This is a genomic window from Streptomyces sp. NPDC002926 (genome assembly GCF_053591755.1).
In genome coordinates this window covers 336,433-360,831 of sequence record NZ_JBSFUK010000002.1, presented here as the reverse complement: position 1 = coordinate 360,831, position 24,399 = coordinate 336,433, and the positions used below count along the sequence as shown (strand labels likewise).

Annotated in this window: 25 protein-coding genes and 2 pseudogenes; 10 read left to right on the top strand and 17 right to left on the bottom strand. The window is 67.9% G+C overall.

Going from position 1 to position 24,399, the window contains the following annotated elements; genetic code table 11:
* Positions 1 to 174: 174 nt before the first annotated feature.
* From ACWDZ6_RS04945 to ACWDZ6_RS04935, 3 genes and pseudogenes are all read right to left on the bottom strand, one after another.
* A pseudogene (locus ACWDZ6_RS04945) lies at positions 175 to 592 on the bottom strand (Scr1 family TA system antitoxin-like transcriptional regulator); the annotation flags it as partial.
* A gap of 53 nt (positions 593 to 645) precedes the next feature.
* The gene (locus ACWDZ6_RS04940) at positions 646 to 2,196 is read right to left on the bottom strand and encodes a recombinase family protein (protein ID WP_451501690.1); all 1,551 of its coding nucleotides are present in this window, start codon (positions 2,194 to 2,196) and stop codon (positions 646 to 648) included.
* A gap of 45 nt (positions 2,197 to 2,241) precedes the next feature.
* Positions 2,242 to 2,361: pseudogene (locus tag ACWDZ6_RS04935) on the bottom strand (thioredoxin-like domain-containing protein); the annotation flags it as partial.
* Between the two features lie 41 nt (positions 2,362 to 2,402).
* Between ACWDZ6_RS04935 and ACWDZ6_RS04930 the strand changes: the two are divergent.
* Positions 2,403 to 2,903, top strand: a complete 501-nt coding sequence (locus ACWDZ6_RS04930) for an LURP-one-related/scramblase family protein (RefSeq protein WP_326651258.1) — start codon at positions 2,403 to 2,405, stop codon at positions 2,901 to 2,903.
* 36 nt (positions 2,904 to 2,939) lie between these two features.
* Here the strand turns inward: ACWDZ6_RS04930 and ACWDZ6_RS04925 are convergent, their stop codons facing one another.
* Complete coding sequence (locus ACWDZ6_RS04925; RefSeq protein ID WP_451501689.1) at positions 2,940 to 3,758, bottom strand: carbon-nitrogen family hydrolase; 819 nt, start codon at positions 3,756 to 3,758, stop codon at positions 2,940 to 2,942.
* A gap of 163 nt (positions 3,759 to 3,921) precedes the next feature.
* Between ACWDZ6_RS04925 and ACWDZ6_RS04920 the strand changes: the two genes are divergently transcribed.
* Positions 3,922 to 4,746, top strand: a complete 825-nt coding sequence (locus ACWDZ6_RS04920) for a maleylpyruvate isomerase family mycothiol-dependent enzyme (RefSeq protein WP_451501688.1) — start codon at positions 3,922 to 3,924, stop codon at positions 4,744 to 4,746.
* Positions 4,747 to 4,849: 103 nt separating this feature from the next.
* Here ACWDZ6_RS04920 and ACWDZ6_RS04915 read toward each other — a convergent pair whose 3' ends face one another.
* Both ACWDZ6_RS04915 and ACWDZ6_RS04910 read right to left on the bottom strand, forming a co-directional pair.
* On the bottom strand, positions 4,850 to 6,151 hold the full coding sequence (locus ACWDZ6_RS04915; RefSeq protein ID WP_451501687.1) for an MFS transporter: 1,302 nt from the start codon (positions 6,149 to 6,151) through the stop codon (positions 4,850 to 4,852).
* Positions 6,148 to 6,789, bottom strand: a complete 642-nt coding sequence (locus ACWDZ6_RS04910) for a GntR family transcriptional regulator (RefSeq protein ID WP_326651254.1) — start codon at positions 6,787 to 6,789, stop codon at positions 6,148 to 6,150. Before ACWDZ6_RS04910 ends, ACWDZ6_RS04915 begins: the two co-directional genes overlap by 4 nt.
* Before the next feature lie 189 nt (positions 6,790 to 6,978).
* Here ACWDZ6_RS04910 and ACWDZ6_RS04905 point away from each other — a divergent pair, with 189 nt between their 5' ends.
* A complete protein-coding gene (locus ACWDZ6_RS04905; RefSeq protein ID WP_451501686.1) occupies positions 6,979 to 7,914 on the top strand; it encodes a D-alanyl-D-alanine carboxypeptidase family protein in 936 nt (311 codons plus the stop codon).
* Between the two features lie 66 nt (positions 7,915 to 7,980).
* Here ACWDZ6_RS04905 and ACWDZ6_RS04900 read toward each other — a convergent pair whose 3' ends face one another.
* Positions 7,981 to 8,889, bottom strand: a complete 909-nt coding sequence (locus ACWDZ6_RS04900; protein WP_326651252.1) for a LysR family transcriptional regulator — start codon at positions 8,887 to 8,889, stop codon at positions 7,981 to 7,983.
* A 101-nt stretch (positions 8,890 to 8,990) separates the two neighbouring features.
* Here ACWDZ6_RS04900 and ACWDZ6_RS04895 point away from each other — a divergent pair, with 101 nt between their 5' ends.
* Both ACWDZ6_RS04895 and ACWDZ6_RS04890 read left to right on the top strand, forming a co-directional pair.
* Positions 8,991 to 9,692 carry an NAD(P)H-binding protein gene (locus tag ACWDZ6_RS04895; RefSeq protein ID WP_451501685.1) on the top strand — a complete coding sequence of 234 codons (702 nt, stop codon included), beginning with the start codon at positions 8,991 to 8,993 and terminating at the stop codon, positions 9,690 to 9,692.
* A complete protein-coding gene (locus ACWDZ6_RS04890) occupies positions 9,689 to 10,750 on the top strand; it encodes a DUF7405 family protein (RefSeq protein ID WP_451501684.1) in 1,062 nt (353 codons plus the stop codon). Before ACWDZ6_RS04895 ends, ACWDZ6_RS04890 begins: the two co-directional genes overlap by 4 nt.
* Before the next feature lie 34 nt (positions 10,751 to 10,784).
* Here the strand turns inward: ACWDZ6_RS04890 and ACWDZ6_RS04885 are convergent, their stop codons facing one another.
* Genes ACWDZ6_RS04885 through ACWDZ6_RS04855 form a run of 7 tightly spaced genes read right to left on the bottom strand, consistent with a single transcriptional unit; the run spans position 10,785 to position 16,208 of the window.
* Positions 10,785 to 11,612 carry a carboxymuconolactone decarboxylase family protein gene (locus ACWDZ6_RS04885; protein ID WP_451501683.1) on the bottom strand — a complete coding sequence of 276 codons (828 nt, stop codon included), beginning with the start codon at positions 11,610 to 11,612 and terminating at the stop codon, positions 10,785 to 10,787.
* A 43-nt stretch (positions 11,613 to 11,655) separates the two neighbouring features.
* Complete coding sequence (locus ACWDZ6_RS04880) at positions 11,656 to 11,871, bottom strand: tautomerase family protein (protein WP_326651247.1); 216 nt, start codon at positions 11,869 to 11,871, stop codon at positions 11,656 to 11,658.
* Positions 11,872 to 11,887: 16 nt separating this feature from the next.
* Positions 11,888 to 12,733, bottom strand: coding sequence for a hypothetical protein (locus ACWDZ6_RS04875; protein ID WP_451501682.1), 846 nt, complete (start codon positions 12,731 to 12,733; stop codon positions 11,888 to 11,890).
* Entirely contained in the window at positions 12,730 to 13,962 is a 1,233-nt protein-coding gene (locus ACWDZ6_RS04870; protein ID WP_451501681.1) for an MFS transporter, read from the bottom strand. The genes ACWDZ6_RS04875 and ACWDZ6_RS04870 overlap by 4 nt, the downstream gene beginning before the upstream one ends.
* A 15-nt stretch (positions 13,963 to 13,977) precedes the next feature.
* A complete protein-coding gene (locus ACWDZ6_RS04865; protein WP_451501680.1) occupies positions 13,978 to 14,790 on the bottom strand; it encodes an SDR family NAD(P)-dependent oxidoreductase in 813 nt (270 codons plus the stop codon).
* 12 nt (positions 14,791 to 14,802) lie between these two features.
* Complete coding sequence (locus ACWDZ6_RS04860) at positions 14,803 to 15,420, bottom strand: hypothetical protein (protein WP_326651242.1); 618 nt, start codon at positions 15,418 to 15,420, stop codon at positions 14,803 to 14,805.
* Between the two features lie 41 nt (positions 15,421 to 15,461).
* On the bottom strand, positions 15,462 to 16,208 hold the full coding sequence (locus ACWDZ6_RS04855; RefSeq protein ID WP_451501679.1) for an AfsA-related hotdog domain-containing protein: 747 nt from the start codon (positions 16,206 to 16,208) through the stop codon (positions 15,462 to 15,464).
* 266 nt (positions 16,209 to 16,474) lie between these two features.
* Between ACWDZ6_RS04855 and ACWDZ6_RS04850 the strand changes: the two genes are divergently transcribed.
* Positions 16,475 to 17,506 (top strand): beta-ketoacyl-ACP synthase III, encoded by a 1,032-nt coding sequence (locus ACWDZ6_RS04850; RefSeq protein ID WP_451501678.1) that lies wholly within the window; start codon positions 16,475 to 16,477, stop codon positions 17,504 to 17,506.
* 29 nt (positions 17,507 to 17,535) lie between these two features.
* Positions 17,536 to 17,790, top strand: a complete 255-nt coding sequence (locus tag ACWDZ6_RS04845) for an acyl carrier protein (protein ID WP_451501677.1) — start codon at positions 17,536 to 17,538, stop codon at positions 17,788 to 17,790.
* 88 nt (positions 17,791 to 17,878) lie between these two features.
* Here ACWDZ6_RS04845 and rfbA read toward each other — a convergent pair whose 3' ends face one another.
* Positions 17,879 to 18,745 (bottom strand): glucose-1-phosphate thymidylyltransferase RfbA, encoded by an 867-nt coding sequence (gene rfbA, locus ACWDZ6_RS04840; RefSeq protein WP_366731502.1) that lies wholly within the window; start codon positions 18,743 to 18,745, stop codon positions 17,879 to 17,881.
* Between the two features lie 7 nt (positions 18,746 to 18,752).
* On the bottom strand, positions 18,753 to 19,727 hold the full coding sequence (gene rfbB / locus ACWDZ6_RS04835; RefSeq protein WP_366731501.1) for a dTDP-glucose 4,6-dehydratase: 975 nt from the start codon (positions 19,725 to 19,727) through the stop codon (positions 18,753 to 18,755).
* A gap of 175 nt (positions 19,728 to 19,902) precedes the next feature.
* Here rfbB and ACWDZ6_RS04830 point away from each other — a divergent pair, with 175 nt between their 5' ends.
* The 3 genes from ACWDZ6_RS04830 (at position 19,903) to ACWDZ6_RS04820 (ending at position 23,521) form a co-directional block, all read left to right on the top strand.
* On the top strand, positions 19,903 to 21,045 hold the full coding sequence (locus ACWDZ6_RS04830) for a nucleotide disphospho-sugar-binding domain-containing protein (RefSeq protein ID WP_451501676.1): 1,143 nt from the start codon (positions 19,903 to 19,905) through the stop codon (positions 21,043 to 21,045).
* A gap of 83 nt (positions 21,046 to 21,128) precedes the next feature.
* The gene (gene rfbH, locus ACWDZ6_RS04825; RefSeq protein WP_451501675.1) at positions 21,129 to 22,481 is read left to right on the top strand and encodes a lipopolysaccharide biosynthesis protein RfbH; all 1,353 of its coding nucleotides are present in this window, start codon (positions 21,129 to 21,131) and stop codon (positions 22,479 to 22,481) included.
* A gap of 95 nt (positions 22,482 to 22,576) precedes the next feature.
* A complete protein-coding gene (locus tag ACWDZ6_RS04820) occupies positions 22,577 to 23,521 on the top strand; it encodes a Vgb family protein (protein ID WP_451501674.1) in 945 nt (314 codons plus the stop codon).
* A 9-nt stretch (positions 23,522 to 23,530) separates the two neighbouring features.
* Here the strand turns inward: ACWDZ6_RS04820 and ACWDZ6_RS04815 are convergent, their stop codons facing one another.
* Positions 23,531 to 24,259 carry a helix-turn-helix transcriptional regulator gene (locus ACWDZ6_RS04815; RefSeq protein WP_326651231.1) on the bottom strand — a complete coding sequence of 243 codons (729 nt, stop codon included), beginning with the start codon at positions 24,257 to 24,259 and terminating at the stop codon, positions 23,531 to 23,533.
* Positions 24,260 to 24,399 lie beyond the last annotated feature (140 nt).

Below are 24,399 nucleotides of genomic sequence, written 5' to 3'. Positions count from 1 at the left end.
GGTATGAACGCCGGATCACACGTGCAAGGCAGGGCTTGCGACGGGAGAGCGACGGGTGCGCATACGTGATCGCTTCACGGCCCCGCTCCTCGCATCGGCTCCATGCCGAGAAACGTCGGAGCTTGCACGAGGTTCCACGGTCATCATCGGAATACCTGAACGGCGCTCGTGATCAGCGCGGGCCTTCGCTCCGTAGACCACCATGTCGGCTAGCTCCGTGAACGTGTCCGCGTACGCGGCAACCTCGCTGGGCTGGGTCAGCGTGAGGTAGCCGGAGACCAGCTCAACGTTGACCTGCGCGGTGTCGAAGATCCAGAACCCTTCCACAGGCATCCGGGAGCGGTCGTTTCGCGTGGGGACCACGCCCAGACTGACGCTGGGCAGAGTGCCGACCGTGAGGAGATGAGCTGTTCCTCCTGCACATCCGGCCCGCCGATCCCGTTCCGCAAGACCGATTCCTCAACCATGAGCGCGAACCACTCGTCTGCGCTGCACGGCGCGCAAGACGGCTTCGGTGTAGCCATACGTCTGATCAGCCCGGGATGAACCACGAGTACGCGCGGAACCGACTGGTGCGCTCGAAGAGCGGGAGACAGGGCGTGCCTTCCAAGCTGGGGCCGGGTAACGGGGTGCTTGCCGTGGTGCTCAGGTGGCGGCGACTGTGACCGCCAGCTTCGCCCAATGGATCTGGATGCGTTGCTCGGGGATGATCCGCTGTCCGCGCACTCCCTTGCTCACCTCAACCCGGTCTATGGCAAGCGACAACCGATCGCGCCGGTCTACGTTCGTTGCGTCTGCCCACGCCTCGCGCAAGGTCGGACCGTCGAGCATCGGTGTCAGGTCCACGGACGGCATGGGGAGTTCGCCGAGATCGGCGCGAAGCCCCTCGATACGCCCCCTCAAGCGCTCTGAAAGCCTGTTGTAGCGATCTACGGCTGCGGCGCCACTGAACTCCCCACGCACATAGCGAGCGTCCTCTAGGTCGGCCAAGCGGGCTTCCTCATCCTGGATCTCGGCAGTAAGCGCATCACGTTTCGCGAAGGTCTCCGGGTCCACGCGGTGCACCCATCGATCCGCAATCGCCACGAGCAGCGGATCGTCCGGTTCAAGCGCTGGGAGCTTCGTAAGGAACTGTTCAGTCACGTAGTTGTCCACGGCCTCAGCCAGCGCCGACGCTCCGATGCACTGGTTGCCCGCACGGCGGGCCATGCACTGATAGCTGCCGCCCACACGGTGCATCCGGCGACCACAGCCAGGTACCGCGCAGTAGACGAGTCCCGTAAGCAACGCTGTCCCTTCGGGCTTCGGTCGCCGCTTTCCTGCGTGCACAAACGTTCTCGACTCCAGCGTGCGGATGATCTGTTCGCGCTCTCCGACCGTGATGATCCCCTCGCCGATCTCGACAGTGTCCAGCGTCTCGGGATCGCGGTACGGGAAGACCCTGCCCGTGTACTTCCGCTCGCCGTCATCTGTCTCGACGCTCTCGGTCTCCGGCATCAGGCCGGCGAACGCAGGCGAACGCAGCAGCTGCATGATGCTGGCCGCGTTCCACTGCCCGCCCCTGGGCGAGAGGATCTCGTACTCGTTGAGGAGCCGGGCGATCTTGACCAACGATGTCCCAGCCAGCGCTTCGTCCGCGATCAGGCGGGCGTAGACGGCGTGCTCCGGGTCGTGGACGAGCTTCTTGGTCTTCGGGTCGACGAGCAGCCCGTACGGAGGCTGTCCGCCGATCCACTGCCCCTTGCTGCGGAGGTAGCGCTTCGCGTGCCCGACACGCGTGCCGAGATTCTTCGACTCGGACCGGGCCAGCTCAGCGAGCATCGCGACGACCATGCGCGCCGAGTCGTTCGAGGTGTCGAGACCGTCCACGACCGAGACGAGACGGCCGCTGGCCTTCTCGATGCCGTCCAGCACCTTGCCCACCTGGCCAATGCCCTTGCGGGACAGGCGGTCCAGTTTCCAGACGATCAGCGTGCCGACGACGCCCGCCGTGACGGCCGCCAGCGCGGCGTCGAAGCCCTTGCGCTCAACGGTCTTGTAGCCGGAGCGCCCTCTGTCTATGTGGACCTTGCGGACGGTGAGGCCGTTGCGTTCGGCCCAGGCACGGCAGTCGGCTTCCTGCCGTTCGATGGCGGTCTTGCCGTCCCGTTCGAGGGACAGGCGGAGGTACAGATCACAGATTGTGTCTTGGTGCACACACTCAGTCTGGCGAAGCGTTCGGTGCTCTGTAGTCTATTTTCAGAAATCTAGAACGACGATACGACCTCGCAGGTCAGCGAGGGTGTACTGCTTCTCGCCCGTATTGAGCCAGCCGCCCTTGCCGATCAGCTCGGGAGCCCGAACGCGTGCACGTGTAGCCATACCCCCATCCAACAACACGGAGCGGGGTAGTCATTCCAGGCATGAAATACCTCGTGCGCGACAAGATCTTCGCCATCGGCGACGACTACTGGATCGAGGACGACTCCGGCAACCAGGCCTTCCTCGTCGACGGCAAGGCACTGAGCCTGCGCGACACCCTGGAGCTCAAGGATCCGACCGGACTCGTCCTGATCACGCTGCGCAAAAAGCTGCTGAGCCTGCGGGACACGATGACCATCGAGCGCGACGACGCGCCGCTCGCCACCATCCGCAGGAAGCGGCTGTCACTGCTGCGCAATCACTACCGCGTGACGCTCGTCGAGGGCACCGAGCTCGATGTCAGCGGACGGATCCTGGACCGGGAGTTCGCGGTCGAGTACGACGGCGAGCTGCTGGCGCACATCTCCCGGCAGTGGTTCCGGGTGCGGGAGACGTACGCCGTGAATGTCGTACGGGAGGACGCGGACGCGGCGCTCATGATCGCGGTCGCGGTCTGTGTGATCCACATGGCGGAGAAAGAGCGAGCGGGCGACGACGACTAGACCTCGCCGACGGGGCTCCGCCCCCGACCCCGCTCCTCAATCGAGCCGGCGGTCCTTGAGCACGGGGAACTGTTCCCGTGTCGTCGCCACCCTGGCCGGGTCCAGCTCGACGCTCAGGACCTCCTCGTCCGGGCCCGCCTCGGCCAGGATCTCGCCCCAGGGGTCGACCACGATGCTGTGCCCCGCCTGCTCGACACCGGCGTGGGTACCCGCGGTGCCGCAGGCCAGGACGTACGCCTGGTTCTCCACGGCGCGGGCGCGGGCCAGCAGCGTCCAGTGCTCGCGGCGCCGGGCCGGCCAGCCCGCCGGGACGACGAACGCCTGCGCACCCGCGTCCACCAGCCCCCGGAACAGCTCGGGAAAGCGCAGGTCGTAGCAGGTCGCGAGGCCGAGGGTGAGACCCGGCGACGACTTCGTCCCGGGCAGCGGGACGGTCACGAGTTCGTCGCCCGCGCCCATCATCACCGCCTCGCCCTTGTCGAAGCCGAAGCGGTGGATCTTCCGGTAGGAGCGGACCAGTTCGCCGGTGGGGGAGAGGACGAGGGAGGTGTTGTAGAGGGTGCCGGAGCCCTCGTCGGCGCCGCTGCCGGGTGCCGCCCTCTCGACGATGGAGCCCGCGTGCAGCCACACTCCGGCGTCGCTCGCGGCTTTGGCCATCACCTCGTACGTGGCACCGTCCCGCGATTCGGCCTCGTCGGCGAACGAGTCATAGGCGAATGCTCCGACGGGCCACAACTCGGGAAGCACCACCAGGTCGGCGCCCCGCTGCTCCCGGACGAGCGCGGCGACACGCCGCCTACGCGAATTGACCGATTCGTCCGGGTCTACTGCGATCTGGATGAGGGAGGCGCGCACACTACCACCGTCCTGGCATTCGAGCCGTCATCACGGGCCTACGATCGTCACACGAAAGCACTGCCGGGGTGCCGTCCGGCAGCGTAACTTAACTGCCGAGCCTCCCACGCAGCCCAGCAGTCAGCAGCCCAGCCCGCGTACCGCAGAACCGCCGAGGGGTCCCGTGACCGTCCATCCCAGCCTCCAGACCTACGCCGACGCCTGGACCCACTCCATTGAATCGATAGCCGAGCTGGTGCAGCCGCTCGTGGAGGGCGAGTGGAACCGGCCCACCCCATGCCCCGGCTGGTCCGTGCGCGACCTGGTCTCGCACGTCATCGGCATGGAGTGCGAGATGCTCGGTGATCCGCGGCCCATCCACACACTGCCGCGTGATCTTTACCATGTGCAGAGCGAGTTCGCGCGCTACATGGAGATGCAGGTGGATGTGCGCCGGCACCACACGGCGCCGGAGATGACCTCGGAGCTGGAGTACACGATCATCCGCCGGGCCCGTCAGCTGCGCAATGAGAGCCGCGGCCCCGACACCATGGTCCGCGCCCCGCTGGGCACCGAGCAGACTCTCGAAGTGGCCATGCGGATGCGCGCGTTCGACACCTGGGTGCATGAGCAGGATCTGCGCTCGACGCTGGGCAGTCCGGGCAACCTCGACTCCCCCGGCGCCTACGTCGCCCGTGACTGCCTTCTGGAGGCCCTGCCCAAGGTGGTGGCCAAGGACGCGGGCGCCCCGGCGAACTCCGCCGTCGTCTTCGATGTGCACGGCCCGGTCGAGTTCCTCCGTACGGTGCGGGTGGACGCGGACGGCCGCGGCACGGTCGACGGCGCGCCCTCGCTCGGCCCCGTGGTGACCCTCGCGCTGGACTGGGAGACCTTCTACCGGCTGGCCTGCGGCCGGGTGCGGGCGACCGCGGTCTCGGACCGGGTCAAGGTGGACGGTGACGCGGAACTGGCGGCGGCGATCCTGCGGGAGTTCGCGGTCACGCCATAGGGCCGCCGGGCGAGGCGGCCGGGACGACCTCGAGCGGTCGGCGGGCTGCGGCCACCGTCGTCCGCCGGGAACCACTCGGTCACCGTCGTCCGCCCGGGACCACTCACGCCGGTACGTGCACGGCCTCCACCCGGCTGGCCACCAGCCGCTCCCGTTCGCGCCGTGCCGTGCGTGCCCGCAGCCGCAGGATCTGCGTGATGCCCAGCGTCTCCAGCACGAACACCGACGAGAACGCGATCCGGTAGTTGTCGCCGGTCACGTCCAGCAGCACTCCGACCGCCAGCAGCGTCGTCATCGACGCTACAAAACCACCCATGTTGACGATTCCCGACGCCGTCCCCTGCCGCTGCGGCGGATTGGCCGGCCGGGCGAAGTCGAACCCGATCATCGACGCCGGCCCGCACGCCCCGAGCACCGTGCACAGGGTGATCAGCAGCCACATCGGGGCATGGTCACCCGGGTACGCGAGGGTGGTCGCCCACAGCAGTGCGGTCGCGCCGACCGTGCCGAGGGCCAGTGGGGCCCGTGCCGCGTGGTGCCGCGCGATGACCTGCCCGTACACCAGCCCGACCATCATGTTGGAGAGCACCACCAGCGTCAGCAGCTCGCCGGCGGTCTCCCGGGACAGACCCTGCGCCTCGACCAGGAACGGCATCCCCCACAGCAGCAGGAACACCATGGCGGGGAACTGGGTGGTGAAGTGCACCCACATACCGAGCCGGGTGCCGGGCTCACGCCAGGACTCGGCGATCTGCTTCCGTACGAAGGCGGATCCCGCGTGCTGGGCGGGCGGTGGCTCGTGTCCCTCCGGGTGGTCCTTGAGGAAGAGCGACAGCAGCACCAGCACGACCAGTCCGGCCACCGAGCTGCCCGCGAACGTGGCGGTCCAGCCGAGCCCGTGCAGCATCCGCGCGATGAGGACCGTCGAGACGAGATTGCCCGCCATCCCGAAGAGCGCGGCGACCTGCCCGATCAGCGGTCCGCGCCGGGCCGGGAACCAGCGCGAGCCGAGCCGCAGCACGCTGATGAAGGTCATGGCGTCGCCGCAGCCGAGCAGCGCGCGCGAGGCGAGTGCCGTCCCGTACGAGGGGGAGAGCGCGAAGCCCAGCTGACCGACGGTGAACAGCACCACCCCGAGGGTGAGGACCTTCTTGGTGCCCAGGCGGTCGACCATCAGGCCGACGGGTATCTGCATCCCGGCGTAGACCAGCAGCTGGAGGATGGAGAAGGTGGAGAGTGCGGAGGCGTTGACGTCGAAGCGGTCGGCGGCGTCGAGGCCGGCGACGCCCAGCGACGTACGGAAGATGACGGCGACGAAGTAGACGGCGACTCCGATGCCCCACACCGCGGCGGCGCGGCGGCCGCCGGGTGGATCGCCGGGCAGCGTGACGGCGGAGGCGCTCATCGGACCTCGCCCCGTGCCAGATTGCTGAACCAGCCGACGTGCCTGTGCACGAGCGCGGCTGCCGCGTCCGGGTCGCCGGCGCGCAGTGCCTCGAGGATCTCGCTGTGTTCGGCGACGTTCTTGGTGATCCGGTCGGGGTGGGAGTGCATCACGGCGACGCCCATCCGCAGCTGGCGGTCGCGGAGTTGGTCGTAGAGGCGGGAGAGGATCTCATTGCCGCCGCTGCGCACGATCTCGGCGTGGAAACAGCGGTCGGTGACGGCGACGGCCGCCAGGTCACCCGCCTCACCCTGCCGCTTCTGCTGCTCAAGAAGCTCTTCGAGCCGGGCGAGCAACCGCGGTGACGCCGGTACGGCCTTGCGGGCCGCGTGCTCCTCGACCAGCAGCCGGGTCTCCACCACATCCGCGATCTCCTGCGCGGAGACGGCGAGCACGAGTGCGCCCTTCTTCGGATAGAGCTTGATCAGACCCTCGACCTCGAGCTTGAGCAGCGCCTCGCGGACGGGGGTGCGCGAGACGCCGACCGCGTCGGCCAGCTCGCCCTCGGTGAGGAGGGTGCCGCCCTCGTAACGGCGGTCGAGGACTGCTTGCTTGATGTGGGTGTAGACACGTTCTGCGGCGGGAGCGGCGGCGGGCATGCGCACAGCTTAGATACAACACAGGTGCATCAGGAAGCCGCGTCCAGGATGCAGGACGGAGACCGGGCGCAACTGGCGCGCCGTCACGTACATCCTTTTGGCGCGCTCATGGGTCTCTTATCGGGACCCTCTTGAGCCTCGGGTCCCATTAGTCCCTTTTCAACGCATTCGCGAACTCGGAGCGTTTCCTTGACACTCAGCCACACCGGCCTGCGCAGAGCCGCCACGGTCGTCCTTGCGGGTGGCCTGCTGGTGACGGCCTCGCCCCTGGCCGCGCCCGCCCAGGCGGCGCAGCCGATACCGACCATCAGCGGCAAGGGCGGCTTCCTGCTGGACCAGGCGACGGGCAAGGCGGTCTACGGCAAGGCCAACGACCTCCGCCGCCAGATGGCCAGTACGACGAAGGTCACGACGGCGATAGTGGTCCTCACCACCCCCGGTGTCGACCTGAACCGCAAGGTGACCATCAAGCAGGCGTACCGCGACTACGTCGTCCGGGAGGGCGCGAGCACCGCGGACCTGAGGACGGGCGACAAGGTGACCGTCCGTCAGCTGCTGTCCGCGCTGATGCTGCCTTCCGGCTGCGACGCCGCCTACGCGCTGGCCGACACCTTCGGCACCGGCACGACGACCGCCGCCCGCACCAAGTCGTTCATCGGGAAGATGAACGCGAAGGCCACCCAGCTCGGCCTGAAGAACACCAAGTACGACTCGTTCGACGGCATCTCCTCGGCCGGCAGCAACTACACCACCCCGGCCGACCTCGCGAAGATGGCCCGGCACGCCTTCAGCAGCGCCGCCTTCCGCGATGTCGTCAAGGCGACGCAGTACAAGGCGGCCGCCACCACGAGCACCGGCGGCACCCGCACGTACACCTGGTACAACACCAACAAGCTGCTCGGTTCCTACAGCGGCGCCGTCGGCATAAAGACCGGCACCGGCACGACGGCCGGCCCCTGCCTGGTCTTCGCGGCCACCCGCGGCACGAAGACCTACGTCGGAGTCGTCCTCAACGGCACCGACCGTTACAACGACGCGGCCAAGCTGCTGGACTTCGGTTTCGGTTCCAGCACCGCGCAGACCATGGAGCTGCGGACCCTGCCGAGGGGCGCCCAGCGCGACTGATCCGGCTGCCCAGCGTCCGAGACGCCGACGCGATACGCGTCGGCGTCTCGCTGTGACGGCGGCCGGTCAGCCGGGCAGCCAGCCGGCCTCCGCCGCCGCCTCGAGCGCCACCCGCTCGAAGCGCTCGGCCGACGGGGGCGCGGGGTCCGGCAGTACGAGCGCGACCAGCAGCCGGTCATGGGGCTCGGCCAGCGGCAGCCACCGCAGCCACGGAGAGAGTCCGTCCGCGGAGGCCTCGCCGACCAGGGCGACGGTTTCCGCGTCGCGCAGGACCCGCTGGGTGGGGTCGAAGGCCACCGGCCGTTCGACCAGCCGGGGCCGTACGCCGGCCCGGCGGAACAGTTCCACCAGCTCGTCGTAGTGGGCCGGGTTGGCCTCGCGCGGATGCGCCAGCACGGGGAACGCGGCGATCGCAGCCGGGTGGACGCCCGGTGCCGCCGCCGCGAGCGGATGGCCCGCGGCAACCAGGATCCCCCGGCGCTCCCAGCGCAGTGGCCGCACGCGCACACCCCCGGCCGGCTCCGGAGTACGCGCGATACCGACGTCGGCACGGCCCTCCAGCACGGCCGGACCGATATCGGGCGTGCGGAGCATCTCGGCGCTCACCTCGATGTCGGGATGATGCCGGTGCAGCGACTCCACCAGGTGGGGGACGGTGCCGTACCCGGTGCTCGCGCTGTAGACGATACGGATCCGGCCGAGCTCGCCGCGGCCCGCGCGGCGCGCGGCGTCCCAGACCTCGAAGAGCGCCGCCAGCGCGGCCGGGCCACGCTCCTGGACCGCACGGCCCGCTTCGGTCAGCCGCACCACACGGGTGGTCCGCTCCAGCAGCCGTACGCCCAGCTGGGACTCCAGCCGGCGGATCTGTGCGCTCAACGACGGCTGTGCGATGTGCAGTCGCTCGGCGGCGCGGGTGAAGTTCCGTTCCTCGGCGACGGCGAGGAAATAGCGCAGCAGCCTCGCCTCCGGAATCATGGAGCCAGGATACGGATCGCGGCGAACTCATACCCGTGGCCTATGAGTTGAGACCGGTTCGGTCTTTCCCCTCCGCGGTTTCCCGCTCCTACCGTGCTGACATGAGACTCGTCATCGCCGGGACCATGTCGCCCGGCACCACCGCGGTGCACTTCGCGGAACTCGCCGGCGCCGGGGGGCACGACGTACGCCGGCTCAGCACCTACGACGAGGTCGGGCCCGTCCGCCGGGCGCTCGCCGGCACCGACGCCGCCGTCCTCGTCCCCAAGCGCGGGGATGCCCGCCTGCACGCCCAGCAGGCCATGCGTACCCTGCTCGCCGCTGCCGCCGAACTGCCCACGCCCCCGCGCATCCTGCTGGTGAGCTCCTTCGTCGTCGGCCATGGGAATGCCCACCCGCTGAGCCGGGTCGACGCCACCCAGCTGCCGGCCAGGATCGCCTCCGAAGAGGATCTGCGCGCCTGCGGACTGCCGTACACGATCGTCCGCCCCACCTGGCTCACCGACGATCCGCCCGGTGCGCACGCCATCACCCTCACCCAGGATCCGCAGGCCGACGGCATGGTCTCCCGTGCGGACATCGCGGTGGCGCTGGTCGCGGCCATCGAGAGCGGGAGAGCCGTCCGTACGACCTTCGGGCTGTTCAGCGAGCCGGGCGCGCCACCTGCCGACTGGGCCGCCGCCTACGCCCGCCTTCAGCCCGACGCCCGGTCCGGTCCGCGGCCCGCACCTCGGCCCGACGCCCGGCCCGACGCCCAGTCCGATCCGCAGCCCGACGCCGCGCCCGACAAGGAACCCGTATGAAACTGCCCGAGGCCCAGCACGCATGGGAATCGACCTTTCTCACCGACGAGGTGGGGCGCCCGCTCGCGCCGCGCTTCCACCGGCTGCTCATGCTCGATGTCGTGGACCACCCCACCGCCGCGGACGCCGAGCGCCTGGAGGATGCGCTCGCCGCCCTGGAGGAGCGTTTCCCGCACGGACCCCACGGGCTGCTCAGCTGCCTGGGCTGGGGCTTCGGCTGGTACGCGCGGCACACCGCGGTCCGTTCGCCCGTACCCCGAGCGATCCCCATGGCGCGCTGGGAGAACCCGGTGCTGGAGGACATCGACGCCTGTCTGCATCTCGCGTCCGACGACGAGGACCGCCTCGCCGAGATCACCGAGGCGCTCTTCGGACCCGGCCCGCTCGACCAGCGCACCCGGCTGCGGATACGTGAGGTACGCACCGGTTTCGTCGGGATCGGGCTGCCCGCCGAGCGACTGCCCGAACGCGGGCTCTCCCCGAAGGCGCCGCTGCTGCTCGGCTTCCACTCGGGTCTGCGCGGCAACCAGGCCACCGAGGAGAGCATCACGATCACCGACGGCCCGCTGGCCGGCGGCACCACCATGCATGTGAGCCATATCGAGCTCGACCTCGACAGCTGGTACGAGCAGGACCGCGACACCCGCAGCGCGCAGATGTACGCGCCCGGCATCGGCGCCGACGAGGCCGAGAAGCTGGTGGACGACGCGAAGAGCGACGCGGACCGGCTGCCGGCGCTGGCCGCCGCGCACGGACAGGTCGGCCATGCGCAGGCCACCGGCCGCGCCCGGCTGTACGGGCGTCCCCGGATCAACCGGCGCGACTTCGCGACGCTCGACCATGGCGCGCCCGGGACACATTTCGTGTCCCTGCAGCGCACCATGGAGGACTTCAACGCCACCCGCGCGGTGATGAACGCGGCCGACGCGGGCGGGCACCACGGCGGTATCGGCGTCCGCAGGAACAACGGCATCAACTCCGTGATGGATGTCCGGAGCCGGGCCACCTTCGCCGTGCCGCCGCGCGCCGCCCGCGCGTTCCCGAACCTGAGGGACTAGCCGGTGACCGGCCCGTCCGGCAGCCGGGGCGTACTCAGTCGCCGGACGGGCCCGAACGCTCCGCCCGCTCCGCGAACACCTCGCGGGCGGCCGTGATGCCGTTGATCGCGGCGGGGAAGCCGGCGTAGACAGCCATCTGCAGGATGGTCTCGACGACTTCGTCCTGGGTGCCGCCGACGTTGAGCAGCCCCTTCACATGAACCTTGAGCTGGGGGCGGGCCGTACCCAGCGCGGTGCAGGCGGCGATCGTCACCACTTCGCGGGCATGCAGGTCGAGACCGCCCCGCGTATAGATGTCCCCGAAGGAGAACTCCACGATGTAGCGGGCGAGATCGGGGGCGATGTCCTTGAGACTCTCGATCACGGCCTCGCCCGCGTCGCCGTCGATCTCGGCGAGCGCGTCCCAGCCACGGTCGTAGCGCGGCGCCTCGTCGTGCTCACTGACGGCGTGCGGGGCCTCGTCGCTGTCGTCCGTACGCTCCGCGAACACCGCCTTGGCGACATTCAGGCCGTTGATGGCCGCCGGGAATCCCGCGTACACCACGACATGAAGGATCGCCTCGACGATCTCACGCCGGGTCACGCCGATATTGAGCGCTCCCGAGATATGGAACTTCAGCTGCGGTGCGGCATGTCCGAGAGCCGTCAGGGCACCCACTGTCGCCAGTTGCCTCTGACGCAGCGTGAGTGATGAGCGGGCATAGATGTCGCCGTAGGGGAACTCCACCGTGAACCGGCCGAGATCCGGTGCGATGTCGGAGAAGCTGTCGAGCACCGAAGGACGTTCCTCAGCGGCCAGTTGCTGAAGGATGGCCAACCCCCTGGTGTAGCGGTCCTTTTCGCTGTGGGACTCAACTGCCATGCCTGGAAGACTCCTTGTTCCATGGTTCAGGACCTGCGCCGGCTCAGTTCCGGCGCCGGCTCAACTCCGGAAATTCCGGGTTCGTAGCCATGATCCCACCCTCGCCCCAGCGATTCTGGGGAATCTCCTGAATGACCACCGCTATCTTGTCGAGCGGCGCTCCGGTGACCTTGTGCGTGGCCTTGGTTATCTCCTCGATGAGCTCCTGACTCTTCTCATCCGTCTGATTCGGCCACGTGGTCACAGTGATGAACGGCACAGCCACCAACCTCAATTCATTCCGTCGTTACGAATTCGTGAAATTCCGGCTTCTGAAGTTTCAACTGGGCATGAATGTCGCCACCCAGACCGAACCAGCCGATGGCACCACCGTAGTTCTGCTGATAACTCATCCACAGCACCACGACATTGATGATGCGGTTCGCTCCCGGCGTGCCGGGCGCCGGGAAGGGGTGCGGCATGGTCGCGCGGTAGCTCGCGCTGCCGTCCTCGTCGGTGACGAAGACATTGGGCACGCCCAGCGGCCCCGGCCGGGTGGGCCCCGCCGGGTCCAGGTCGTGCTGCCGCAGGGACATCACCGTGTAGAGGCTGTTGGGGACCAGCCCGCCGAACTCCATCCGGAAATCGGCTCCCCGGCCGTCCGGAGTGAGCTCCACCTCCAGCACCCCCTCCGCCTGGACCCACCGGCCGAGTGTGATCGGCTCGGTCACCTTGGGCCCGTCCTCGGGCCGCAGATCGGGGATCGGCGCCTGATGCAGCGGATAGCTCGGCCGTACGATCCCGTTCGCGTCGGGCCGCTGCTCGGGGGCGAAGACCATCGGGTAGTTGTTGCACGGCAGCGGAAGCGGCAGCGTATACAGCACCATGTCCTCATCCGCCGGACCGAGTTCGCTGCCCAGCTCACGTACGACGGTGTACGGGAGCTGCTCGCCGAACGCCGGCAGATCGCTCTTGGGGCTCACGATCGCGGATCCCCAGGACCGTTCGACACCGCCCGAAGGCCCCTCCCGGTTGATCATCCCGATCACCACGAAGTCTCCGTCGGCGTCGACGATCTCACTGGGCGGATACGACGGCCCCTGGGTGGTGGGGCTGAGCCGGTAACTCTGCGAACGGCTCATCGCGAGCCACTCCCTTCCGCTGTGCTGTCCCGGAAACCGAGCGCCGCGAGTGCGGCCGCGAGTCCCACCGAGCCCGCGCCGGTGGCCACCACGGCACCCCAGCCGCCACCGGTCCACACCGGACCGAGCGCGGCGCTGGCGGCGCTGCCGGCGAGCAGGCAGACGAGCATGTACATGGACGAGGCGGCGCCGCGCTGTTCCTGGGGCACGGCCCGGGCCAGCAGCACCAGCACGGCCGGCTGGCACGAGAAGACGCCCAGGAAGAGCAGCAGCATCCCGACAACCAGCAGCGTGGTGCCCGATGCCGCCCCGAGCGTGGCGACACCGGCCATCACCAGGCCGAGGCCCAGCAGCACCACCTGGCGCGGCGCGATCCGGCTGCTCAGCCGGCCGGCCAGCGGTGCGCCCAGCACACCGGTCAGACCGATCAGGCTCACCGCGCCGATCCCACCGGCGGTGTAGTGGAACGGAGCGCCCTGCAGCCGGTACGTCAGAAACGTGACGAGTCCGAGATAGCCGAAGAACAGCAGCGCGCCGACGCCGAACAGCCGCACCACGGGCCCCTGTCCGAACATCCGCAGTGCCGCCAGATACGCCTGCCCCACCGGCTTGCGGGCCCGGAGGTGGTCCGCGCGCGGTGTCGGCAGCAGCCGCAGCAGCACCGCGGTCAGCACATTGAGCGCCGCGAGCAGCAGCACCGCCTTGTGCCAGTCGGCCCATCCGGCGACGACGCCGGTGAAGGAGCGTCCGAGGGTGATGCCGGCGACCGTGGCGCCGATGATCAGTCCGAAGAAGACCCCGACCAGACCGTCGGGAGCGATTCTCGGCATCAGCGCGATCATCGCGGCCGGTACCGCGGCGGCCGCGATCCCGGCCACCGCGAGCAGCAGCGCGAACACCGTGAAGTCGGGCACCACGGCGGCGAGGGCGATCAGCGCGGCGACCGTCACCGCTCCGCTGCCGCCCAGCGCCTTGCTGCTGAACCGGTCGGAGAGCGGCCCGAAGAGAAAGAACGACAGGGCGTACGCGAAGCTCGCCACGGTGAAGACGAACCGGGCGTCCTCCGGGCCGACCTTCAAGGACGCGGCGATCTCGGGGAAGACCGGCTGCGTCATATAGATGGTGGAGACCGCGCAGCAGGTCGCTGCCGCGGCGACGACGGCCGCGCGCCAGGCCGCCGCCGTGGAACGCTCGGCGGCGGATGAGGATGTCTGTGCCGTGGTGACCATCTCGGCTTCCTCCACCTACAGCGCCACCGACGCGCCGCCGTCGACGGTGATCGAGGCACCGTTGATCTGCGCGGCGCCGGGCGATACGAGATAGGCCACCGCCTCGGCGACATCGGCGGGCGTCGGCAGCGATCCGTACGGTGTCTTGCCGAGGAAGTCCTCGCCCACCTGCTCGGGGCTGATGCCGAAGCGCCGGCCGAGGTCCGCGAGGGTCTGCGTCCACAGATCGGTGTCGGTCGCACCCGGGTCCACGGTGTTGACCCGCAGTCCGCTCCGGCCCAGGTCGCGGGAGATCGCCTTGGCGAATCCGCCGAGCCCGGCGTTGGCGACCGCGTTGATCACGAAGAGTGGATCGGGCTCGCGGCGGAACGAACCGTTGATGAAGACGATCCGGCCCGTTCCGCGCTCCGCCATCGCCCGCGCGACCGCCCGGGTGAGCCGTATCGCGCCGAACAGCTTGCTGTTGACCGTGGTGTTCCACTGCTCGTCGGTGGATTCGAGCAGGGGAGCCACCGGGCCGTCGCCCGCGGCGTTCACCAGCACGTCGATCCGGCCGAAATGCTGGATCACCCGGGCGACGCCTTCCTCGACCGACGCGGTCGAGTTGATGTCGAGAACCACGGCGGTGAGCTCGTGCGCACCGTCGCCCTCCTTGTCGAGCACGTCGGCGATACGCTTCCTCGCCGCCTCCAGCCGGGCCGCGTCACGGCCGAGCAGCACCACATGGGCCCCGTCCGCGGCCAGCCGCTCCACGACCGCGCCGCCGATTCCGCCGGTGGCCCCGCTGACGACGGCCACATCGCGGTCCGTCTGCTTCAGCTCAGTCATCGTCCGGGCCCCTCAGTTCTCGACGCGGGCGTAGATCCGGGTGTAGAGACCCCGGTCGGTGATGTACGTGTCGCCGGCCTGCTTGACGATGTCCTGGTAGCGGGGGGAGGTGAACACCGCCTGGTAGACATCGGGTTCGACGGAGAACCCGGAGACGAACAGCACGCCGGGCTCGGTGCTCAGCAGGGAGTGGTAGGCCAGGAAGACCTCGACCTCGTCGTGTGTGCGTACGACGTCGAAGATCGTGCGGTCCCGCCACTCCCGGTACGCGTCGTGCACCGGGGGCTTCACCTCGACATGCCTCAGCTGGATGTACGCAGTCGCCGGCAGCGGCTCGTCCGTGTCCTTCGGCGCCTCGACGAACTCGACGACCTGGCGGCGGAAGTCACCGGCCAGGGCGGGCGCGATGGTGGCAGCGAGCTCTCGGTGGGCCGCGTCGCGCTCGGCGATCTCGGCGAGGCCGGTGACCGGCGTCAGCTCCACCAGCAGGTCCGCGTCGTCGATCGAGCGGTAGAGCACGGAGCCGCCGTGCTCGGATGCGGCGTTGTGCGCGGTCCAGGCCGCGATGGTCTTGTCGATCTCTTCGCTCTGCACCGGCACTTCGGTCACGAGCAACAGGCGTGCGGACACGAGGATTTCCTCCTGGAAAGTGAACTGGAGAAGTGAAGAGGTCAGGCGCTGGTCTCAAGGAGGCCCTGGAGCGCCTTCTGGGCCTTGCGACGCTCGAGTACGGCGATCTTCTGGCGGGGAAATCCGGAGAAGCCGACCCGGCCCGAAGCCGTCAGCTTTCCGCTCTGTTTGAGCTCCACGTCGAGGGCGAAGTCCAGCTGTCTTTCGGGCTTTTCGACCGAAAGTTCGTGCACTGTGCAGTGAATTTCCGCGGGAAGCGGGAAGAGGAAGTTTTCGAACGTCAGGTCCACGGAGTTCCAGACGATGTAGAAATCGCTGAGCGGCCAGCGGTTGCGGTACCCGCACTCGAAGACTCCGACAAAGAGCTGACGCACCGCCTCGACGATGACCATGCCCTGGACATGCTCTCCGGTCTGGTGGTCCAGCAGCAGTTCATTGTCGCCGTGCACCCGGATGTCAGCGGTGTAGCGTGCGCCCTCCACCCGGTGGAGGTTGGCCAGCAGAACGTTGTTCTCGCTGTGTTTGTGCACCACATCGCGGCCCTCCGGCTCCACCTGCTCGCCGGTGAAGCGGATCCGGTCGGTCAGTTTGCGCCGGTCGATGGCCTGCTGGAGGTACCCGCGCTCGAAACTGCCGACGCCCTGGCCGCCGTGCAGCAGGACCTCGCCCTGTCCGTCGTCGAACACGCCCTTGTTGATCTCCGCGGTGAGCCCGGAGACGGTGCGGACGTCGTCCGACTGAACAAATCCGGTGAAGCGGTCCGCGACCACCATGACGTTGGTGCTCATCTACTGTTCCTCTCCCGGTAATTGCGGCGTAACAACCGCACAGGAAGTACGTCATGGACATTAGTTTCCTGAATTCCCGCGGCACAACTGCCAGACCGGGGTGGCCGATCGGCTACGCCGCCCGATGTGACCTGCAAGCATCGCCTAGATACTCGTTGACGCTCGCCGAATTCAATGAATACTTTCGAAGCAGGCTTCCATGAAATTCCCTATATCCAGCATCACTTGGAAGACTTCAACGAGGCTTCGACAAGGGGATGAACGACATGGTTTCAGAACCGCACAGTCACCACAGGGCCGCGGTCATCACCGGTATCGGTTCCTGGCTGCCGGCCCGAGTGGTCACCAACCATGACCTCTCCGCCGAACTGGACACCAGCGACGAATGGATCCGCAGCCGTACGGGCATCGCCCAGCGGCATGTGATCGACGAGGGAATGGCCACCTCGGACCTCGCCGTCGAAGCGGGCCTGCGCGCCCTGAAGTCGTCCGGTGCCTCGGACGTGGACGCGGTGGTGGTGGCCACCACCACTCCGGACAGGCCCTGCCCGGCCACCGCACCCGATGTGGCAGGGCGGCTCGGTCTCGGCCCCGTACCCGCCTTCGACGTGGCGGCCGTGTGCAGCGGATTCGTCTACAGCCTCGCCGTCGCCTCGGGATTCATCGCCGCCGGCATCGCCGAGCGGGTGCTGGTGATCGGCGCGGACGCCTACTCGACCATCCTGGACCCGCAGGACCGCACCACCCGTGCGGTGTTCGGGGACGGGGCGGGCGCTGTGGTGGTCCGTGCGGGCAGAGCGGACGAGGAGGGCGCGCTCGGACCGTACGACCTGGGCAGCGACGGCGCACTCGCCGATCTGATCACGGTGCCCGCGGGCGGTTCCCGGCAGCGTTCGACCCCGGGGCGGAGCGTCGAACGGGCCGACCACTACTTCCAGATGCAGGGCAAAAGGGTCTACCGCAATGCCGTGGCCCATATGTCGCAGTCCGCGCGGCGGGTACTGGCGAGCGCGGGCTGGACCACCGACACCCTCGACCATGTCGTCGCCCACCAGGCGAACCAGCGCATCCTCGACGCCGTCGCCGCCGATCTGGAGATCCCGAGCGAGCGGGTCGTCTCCCACATCGAGCGGGTGGGCAACACCTCAGCCGCCTCGATCCCGCTCGCGCTCGCCGACGCCGCCGCCTCCGGCACTCTGCGGCAGGGCCAAGGCGTCCTGCTCACGGCCTTCGGCGGCGGGCTGACCTGGGCATCGACCGTGCTGCGCTGGCCGGATGTCACCGCAGTCACCGCTTGACGTCAACCACCGATGAGGAGAAGCGACCCATGAGCGACCTGAAGAGCCGGGTGACCGGAATCCTGGTTTCCACGTTCGGCCTCGAGCCCGCCGCGCTGGCGGGCAGCCCGACGCTGGAGTCCCTGGAGTTCGACTCGCTGGCCCTGGTGGAGTTCGCCACGGCCCTGGAGTCCGAGTTCTCCACCCCCGTCGACGAGGAGGAGATCACCGTCGAGCACACCCTCGACGATGTGCTGAACCTGCTGGCGCAGAAGCTCACCACGGCAGGCGCCACCACCTCCTGACACCACCGGCTCCCGGACCGACCGACAACGGATGGCCGTCCCCGCACCCGGGGACGGCCATCCATCTGTTCAGCGGCCCTGCTGCCGCTCAGGCCAGCAGTCGCGCCAGATGACGTCCGTAGTCCGACGAAGGCCCGTAGGTGTCAATGCTGTTGGCCACATCGGCGGCGCCGATGAACCCCATCTGGAAGGCGACCTCCTCGATGCAGGCGATCTGCACTCCCTGCCGCGTCTGCACGGCATGCACATAGCCGGCCGCCTCGAAGAGGCTGTCGTGGGTGCCGGTGTCCAGCCATGCCGTGCCGGAACCCAGATTCACCAGCCGCGCCCTGCCCTGCTCCACATAGCGCCGGTTGATATCGGTGATCTCCAGTTCGCCGCGCGCGGAGGGCGACAGCTCCGCCGCGTACGACACCACGTCGTTGTCATAGAGGTAGAGACCGGTGACCGCCAGGTCCGACTTCGGCTCGGTGGGCTTCTCCTCGATGTCGAGCAGCCGCCCTTCCTCGTCCAGCACCGCGATGCCGTACCGCCGCGGATCGTCGACCTGGTAGCCGAAGAGGGTCGCCCCTTCGAGCTGCGCGACCTCCTTGCGGACAATGGTCGGCAGATCCTGGCCATGGAAGATGTTGTCGCCCAGCACCAGGCAGACCTGGTCGTCACCGATGAAGCGGCGGCCGAGCAGAAAGGCGTCGGCCAGGCCCCGCGGCTCGTCCTGCTGGGCGTACTCGATCCGGATACCGAGCCGCTCGCCGTCCCCGAGGAGCCGGTGGAAGTCCTGATGGCTCTCCGGGGTGGTGATGATCAGGATCTCGCGGATCCCCGCCAGCAGCAGGACCGAGAGCGGGTAGTAGATCATGGGCTTGTCGTAGACCGGGAGCAGCTGTTTCGATGTCACCGAGGTCAGCGGCCGAAGCCGGGTGCCGGCGCCTCCCGCCAGGATGATTCCACGCATCAGCGATTCACCTTTTCTTCAGAGCTGTCCACCAGTCGCGGTTTTCCCGGTACCAGGCGATGGTGTCGGCGAGTCCGGATGAGAAGTCGTGCCTGGGCTCATAGCCGATTTCCGCGCGCGCTTTCGACCAGTCCACGGAGTAGCGGCGGTCGTGTCCTTTGCGGTCCTCGACGTACTCGATCATTTCCCGGCCGTGGCCCAGGGCATCGAGGAGCAGATCGGCCAGTTCAATATTGGCCAGTTCCTGTCCGCCGCCGATGTTGTAGATCTCACCCGGCTGCCCTTTCTCCACCACCAACTCGATTCCGCGGCAGTGGTCGTCGACATGCAGCCAGTCGCGCACGTTCGTTCCGTCGCCGTAGAGCGGTACCTTCTTCCCTTCGAGCAGATTGGTCACGAACAACGGAATGACCTTCTCTGGGAATTGATACGGACCGTAGTTGTTGGAGCAGCGCGTGATCCGTACGTCCATTCCATACGTACGGTGGTACGCGAGGGCCAGCAGATCCGAGGAAGCCTTGCTGGCCGCGTAGGGCGAGTTGGGGTCGACCGGGTCGGTCTCGGGCCATGAGCCCCGCTCCAGCGAGCCGTAGACCTCGTCGGTGGAGACATGCACAAAGGTGTGGACGTCATGCCGCCGGGCCGCGCTGAGCAGCACTTCTGTGCCGAGCACGTTCGTACGGACGAAGACCGACGCTTCGGCGATGGACCGGTCGACGTGCGATTCGGCGGCGAAGTGCACCACGACGTCCTGGCCGGCCATGACCTCGTCGACCAGCTCCGGATCAACGATGTCGCCGTGCACGAATGCCAGGCGAGGGTCGGCCAGATGTGGCGCGATATTGCTCTTGTCTCCGGCATAGGTCAGCTTGTCGAGCACGGTGAGCCGTTCCACCGCGCGGCCGTTCGGATCGTTGCCGAGGAGGCTGCGCACATAGTGCGAACCAATGAAACCTGCCCCGCCGGTAACCAGAATGCGCATGGAATTCACCTGTCCAGCATTCGAGGACGATTGCCGACGACCCTGCCAGCGCCACCGTCCGCCCGACAAGGCGCTTCTGGGCTGCCCGTGAGGGCATGCACCAGACGGCTACACCCAAAGGACTGATAATTGGCGGGCATTGACCGATGGAATATGGATTCCTTATGTTCGAGCAATGCGAATTCTGGCGACCAGTGCTCCCAACCAGGGGCATCTCTATCCAATGATTTCGACGCTGTGGGCATTGCGGAACGCCGGTCACGAGGTACTGGCCGCGCTGCCCGACAGGTTCGCGCGGCTCACCGCCGAGGCGGGAATCTCGTCCGTGGCGGTCGCCGAGGACTTCCGGCTGGGCGACCTCGGCACGCGGAGGGCCCAGCAGGGCTCGTCGATCGAGGAGCTGACCGACCACATCATCGACTACTACGTGCCGGCCACCGAGCGCACCGTGGACCGGACCGTGGCGCTGGCGAAGTCCTGGCGGCCCGATCTGATCGTGTGCACCGACTGGGAGTACGCGGCTCCCCTGGCGGCCGACCTGATCGGCGTGCCGACGGTTCTGCACGGCTGGGGGCTGCTGGCGGACACCGCGGTCGACGAGCCGATCGCCGAGGCGCTGCGGCCCGTGCGCCGCAAGTGGGGCCTCGGCGAGGAGTCGCACACCCATTGGAAGATCATCGACAACTGCCCGCCCGAGCTGCAGTGGCGGACCCCGCCGGCCAACGCCGTCCCCAGCCGGTACGTCCCCTTCAACGGGGCCGGCCTGATGCCGGACTGGTTGTTCGAGGAGCCCGAGGCGCCGCGGGTGCTCGTCACCCTCGGCAACGCGCCGATCGGTGGCGACCACGCCAACGTGCTCCAGCGCACCGTCCAGGCGCTGACCGCCTTCGACATCGATGTGATCATCGCGGTCGGCGACCACATCAAGCTGGACCAGCTGCGTGACCGTCCGGCGCGTACCCGGCTGATCCACACACTGCCGCTCTCACAGGTGCTGCCGTCCTGCACCGCCGTCATCCACCACGGCGGCGCGGGCAGCGCGATGGCCGCGACCGTCGCGGGCATTCCTCAGCTCGGACTGCCGCAGATGTGCGTCCAGTACCAGCACGCGGACCGGATCGCGGCGGTCGGGGCCGCGCACGTACTGCACCCGGAGGAGGCCTCGGTGGAGGCCATCAGGGCATCCATGCACAGCGTGCTGGAGGACCCCGGCCTGCAGGAGGTCGCGTGGCGGCTGCGACACGCCAACGCCGCGCGCGCCGGTCTCGAGGAGACGGTCCGCCTGCTCGAGACGGCCTTCGAAACCGAGACACGCTGACCAGCCCAGCCCCGCATCCGCACCGCCGATCGCGATCGGCCCTGCTTTCTCTCTCCCGACGAAGACAAGACAAGGGGTCCAGTGTGACCAGCGCACCCGTACAGAGCCAGGCGCCTGGCTCGGAAAGCCGCGAAGAGGCCAAAGCCCAGCTCCTCGATGCCGTACGCAAGTTCCACCAGTCCGAAGAGTCGGACCGGCCGTTCGTGCCCGGTGTCACTCCGCTGTACTCCTCCGGCCCGGTCTTCGACGACGAGGACCGTGTCGCGCTCGTCGAGGCCGCACTCGAGATGCGGATCGTCGCGGCCAGGTCCGCGCAGGAATTCGAGAGCCGCTTCTCCAAGACCATCGGCGTACGCAAGTCGCACCTGGTGAACTCCGGCTCGTCCGCCAATCTCCTGGCGATCAGCGCACTCACGTCACCGCAGCTCAGCGACCGGCGGCTGGTTCCGGGCGACGAGGTGATCGCGGTCGCCGCGGGCTTCCCGACCACCGTCAACCCGGTGCTGCAGAACGGCCTGGTGCCGGTGTTCGTGGACACCGAACTCGGCACGTACAACGCGAGCGTCGACACGATCGCCGCGGCGATCGGCCCGAAGACCAAGGCGATCTCCCTCGCCCACACGCTGGGAAATCCATACGCGGCACGCGAGATCGCGGAGCTGGCCCAGGAGCACGAACTGTGGCTCGTCGAGGACAACTGCGATGCGCTGGGCGCTCGTTACGAGGGCCGGCTGACCGGAACGTTCGGTGATCTGTCGACGCTCAGCTGCTATCCCGCGCACCACATCACCATGGGCGAGGGCGGGGTGGTCTCCACCAGCGACCTGCATCTGGCGCGCATCGTCGAGTCGCTGCGCGACTGGGGCCGGGACTGCTGGTGCGCGCCCGGCGAGGACAACAAGTGCGCCAAGCGGTTCCGTTGGCAGCTCGGCACACTGCCCGAGGGTTACGACCACAAGTACATCTACTCGCACGTGGGTTACAACCTCAAGGCGACCGACAGCCAGGCCGCGCTGGGTCTGACCCAGCTGGCCAAGCTGCCCGTCTTCGTCGAGGCCCGCCGGCGCAACTGGCAGCGGCTGCACGACGCGCTGGCGGATGTGCCCGGTCTGCTGCTGCCGAGCGCCACGCCGAACAGTGAGCCGAGCTGGTTCGGATTTGTGCTCACCGTGCTGCCCGACGCGCCCTTCACCCGCCGTGAGCTGGTGGCCTTCCTCGAGGCGAGGAGCATCGGCACGCGTCAGGTCTTCGCGGGCAATCTGACCCGGCACCCGGCGTACCAGGGCACCAATTACCGCGTGGCCGGCGATCTGACCAACAGCGACATCATCACGGAGCACAGCTTCTGGATCGGCGTGCACCCCGGCCTCAGCGACGAGAAGATCGACTACATGGCGCAGTCCGTGACCGATTTCGTACGCAGCAAGGGGCGTTGAGTCGTCCCGCACTCCGGTCGGCACTTGCGATGAAGTGCGCTCCAACTCGTACGTTGTCTGTCGGCGCACTCATCCACTCCCCCCAAGAGGTGGTCATGCGTTCCTCACTCCTTCCGCGGCTTCTCGTGGGCGGCCTGCTGATGTCCTCCGTGGCGGCCTGTGGAAGCGACGACGACGCGGCTCGCGGCAGCGCGTCGCGGACACCGGGTTCCTCGGTGTCCTCCGGCCCTCCGACCGGGTCCGGCGGCACGGGCAGCGGCGGTGACACCGCCGGCAGCGGCGCCGGTGGCAAGGGCAGGCCTGCCGCGAAGCCGGTGAAGGCCGGGAAGCCGAAGTACACCGGCTTCTCGTCGCCGACCGGTCTCGCCTACGGCCGGGACGGCTCGGTGTTCGTGTCCAACTGGTCCGCCGGCACGGTGGAGCGGATCACCCGCGACGGAAAGCGCTCCGTCTACGCCGCCGGTCTGGAAGCCCCCGCCGGTCTGGCCGTGGACGGGCAGGGCGCGCTCTACATCGCCGACTACGACGCCGATGTCGTCTACCGCGTCACGGCCGCGGGGAAGAAGGAGAGATTCGCCTCCGGCTTCCACACACCGACCGGCATCAGCTTCGACTCCCGGCAGAACCTGCTGGTGACCAACCGGGCGACCGATGAGCTCATGAGCGTCTCCCCGGACGGGAAGAGCAGCAAGGTGGCCGATGGGCTGCGCACGCCGGTGGGTGTGGTCGAGACCGCCGACGGAACGATCTATGTATCGAATTACGAGGGTGGTGTGCTGTCCCGCGTCAAGCGTGACGGGACGGTGGAAACCCACTCCGACGACTTCGACGGGCTGGGCGTGGGAATCGTGGCCGACAAGGCGGGTTCCGTTTATGTCACCGATCGCGCGGCCGGTCGGATCAAGCGGGTGGAGACGGATGGTTCGGTCACGTCCGTCATGACCGGGCTGAGTTCGCCAGTGGCCCTCGGCATCGATACCGAGGGCCACCTTGCGACAGCGACCTGGGGTGATTCAGCCTTCTACGATATTCCCTCGTAGAGGGTCTTGTCAGTTCATTCCCAGGGATTTCACATAACGCTCGTAGAGGCCTTCGCGGAGCGCCCTCGAAACAGCGAGTGTGCGATTGTTGCAGTCCATCTTTGCCAAAATATTGGCAACCAGGCGCTTGGCACCGTGCTCAGATATCTGAAGCCGGCGGGCAATTTGCCTGTTGCTCAGCCCCTCGACCATGAGAACAAGCGCCTCCTGCTCCCGCGGGGTCAGCCTCAGCTGACCCCGCGGAGCGTCGTTGCGCCGGGTCGCGAGCAGAAGCAGATCCTGAGCGAGCTCGGGAGGGATGGGCACGTTCCCCCTGGCAACAGCATCCAGAGCCTTGTTCAGAGTGTCCTCGTTGATCCCGTTGATCTTCACGAAACCGGCCCTGATACCGGTCACCTTGGGCAGATCTACGAGATCGTCGTCCTCGATGAGGAGCATGATGCGTACACCGCGCTCCTCGTTCCTGCGTAATTTCGCAGCCACCGTATCGTCGACCTCGCCCAGCAGGGCGATGAGTATGTCGCCCTCGTCGAGACCGTCGGAAAGCGCGTCGACGATCCCGGGCAGGGAACGTACCTCGACTTCCGATGGCAGTTGAAGCATCCTCTCGACGCCGTAACGCAGCAGACCATTCCCGATTGCCACGACGACGCGTCGTACACAGATCTCTCTTTCCCTGATTTCCGAGACGCCCAGCAAGACTACCCCCCTGTTGCTTTGATGCGCGCCGGCGGTCATCCGACTCCGCGCACAAGTCAAGGATACCGACGAGATTCAGCCATCCCGTGTGATATAGCTCACCATGGAAAATTTGAAAGGGGTACTAAAAAAGTTTACCGGATAACCATTGGTCCGAATGCGCATACCCGAATGACTCG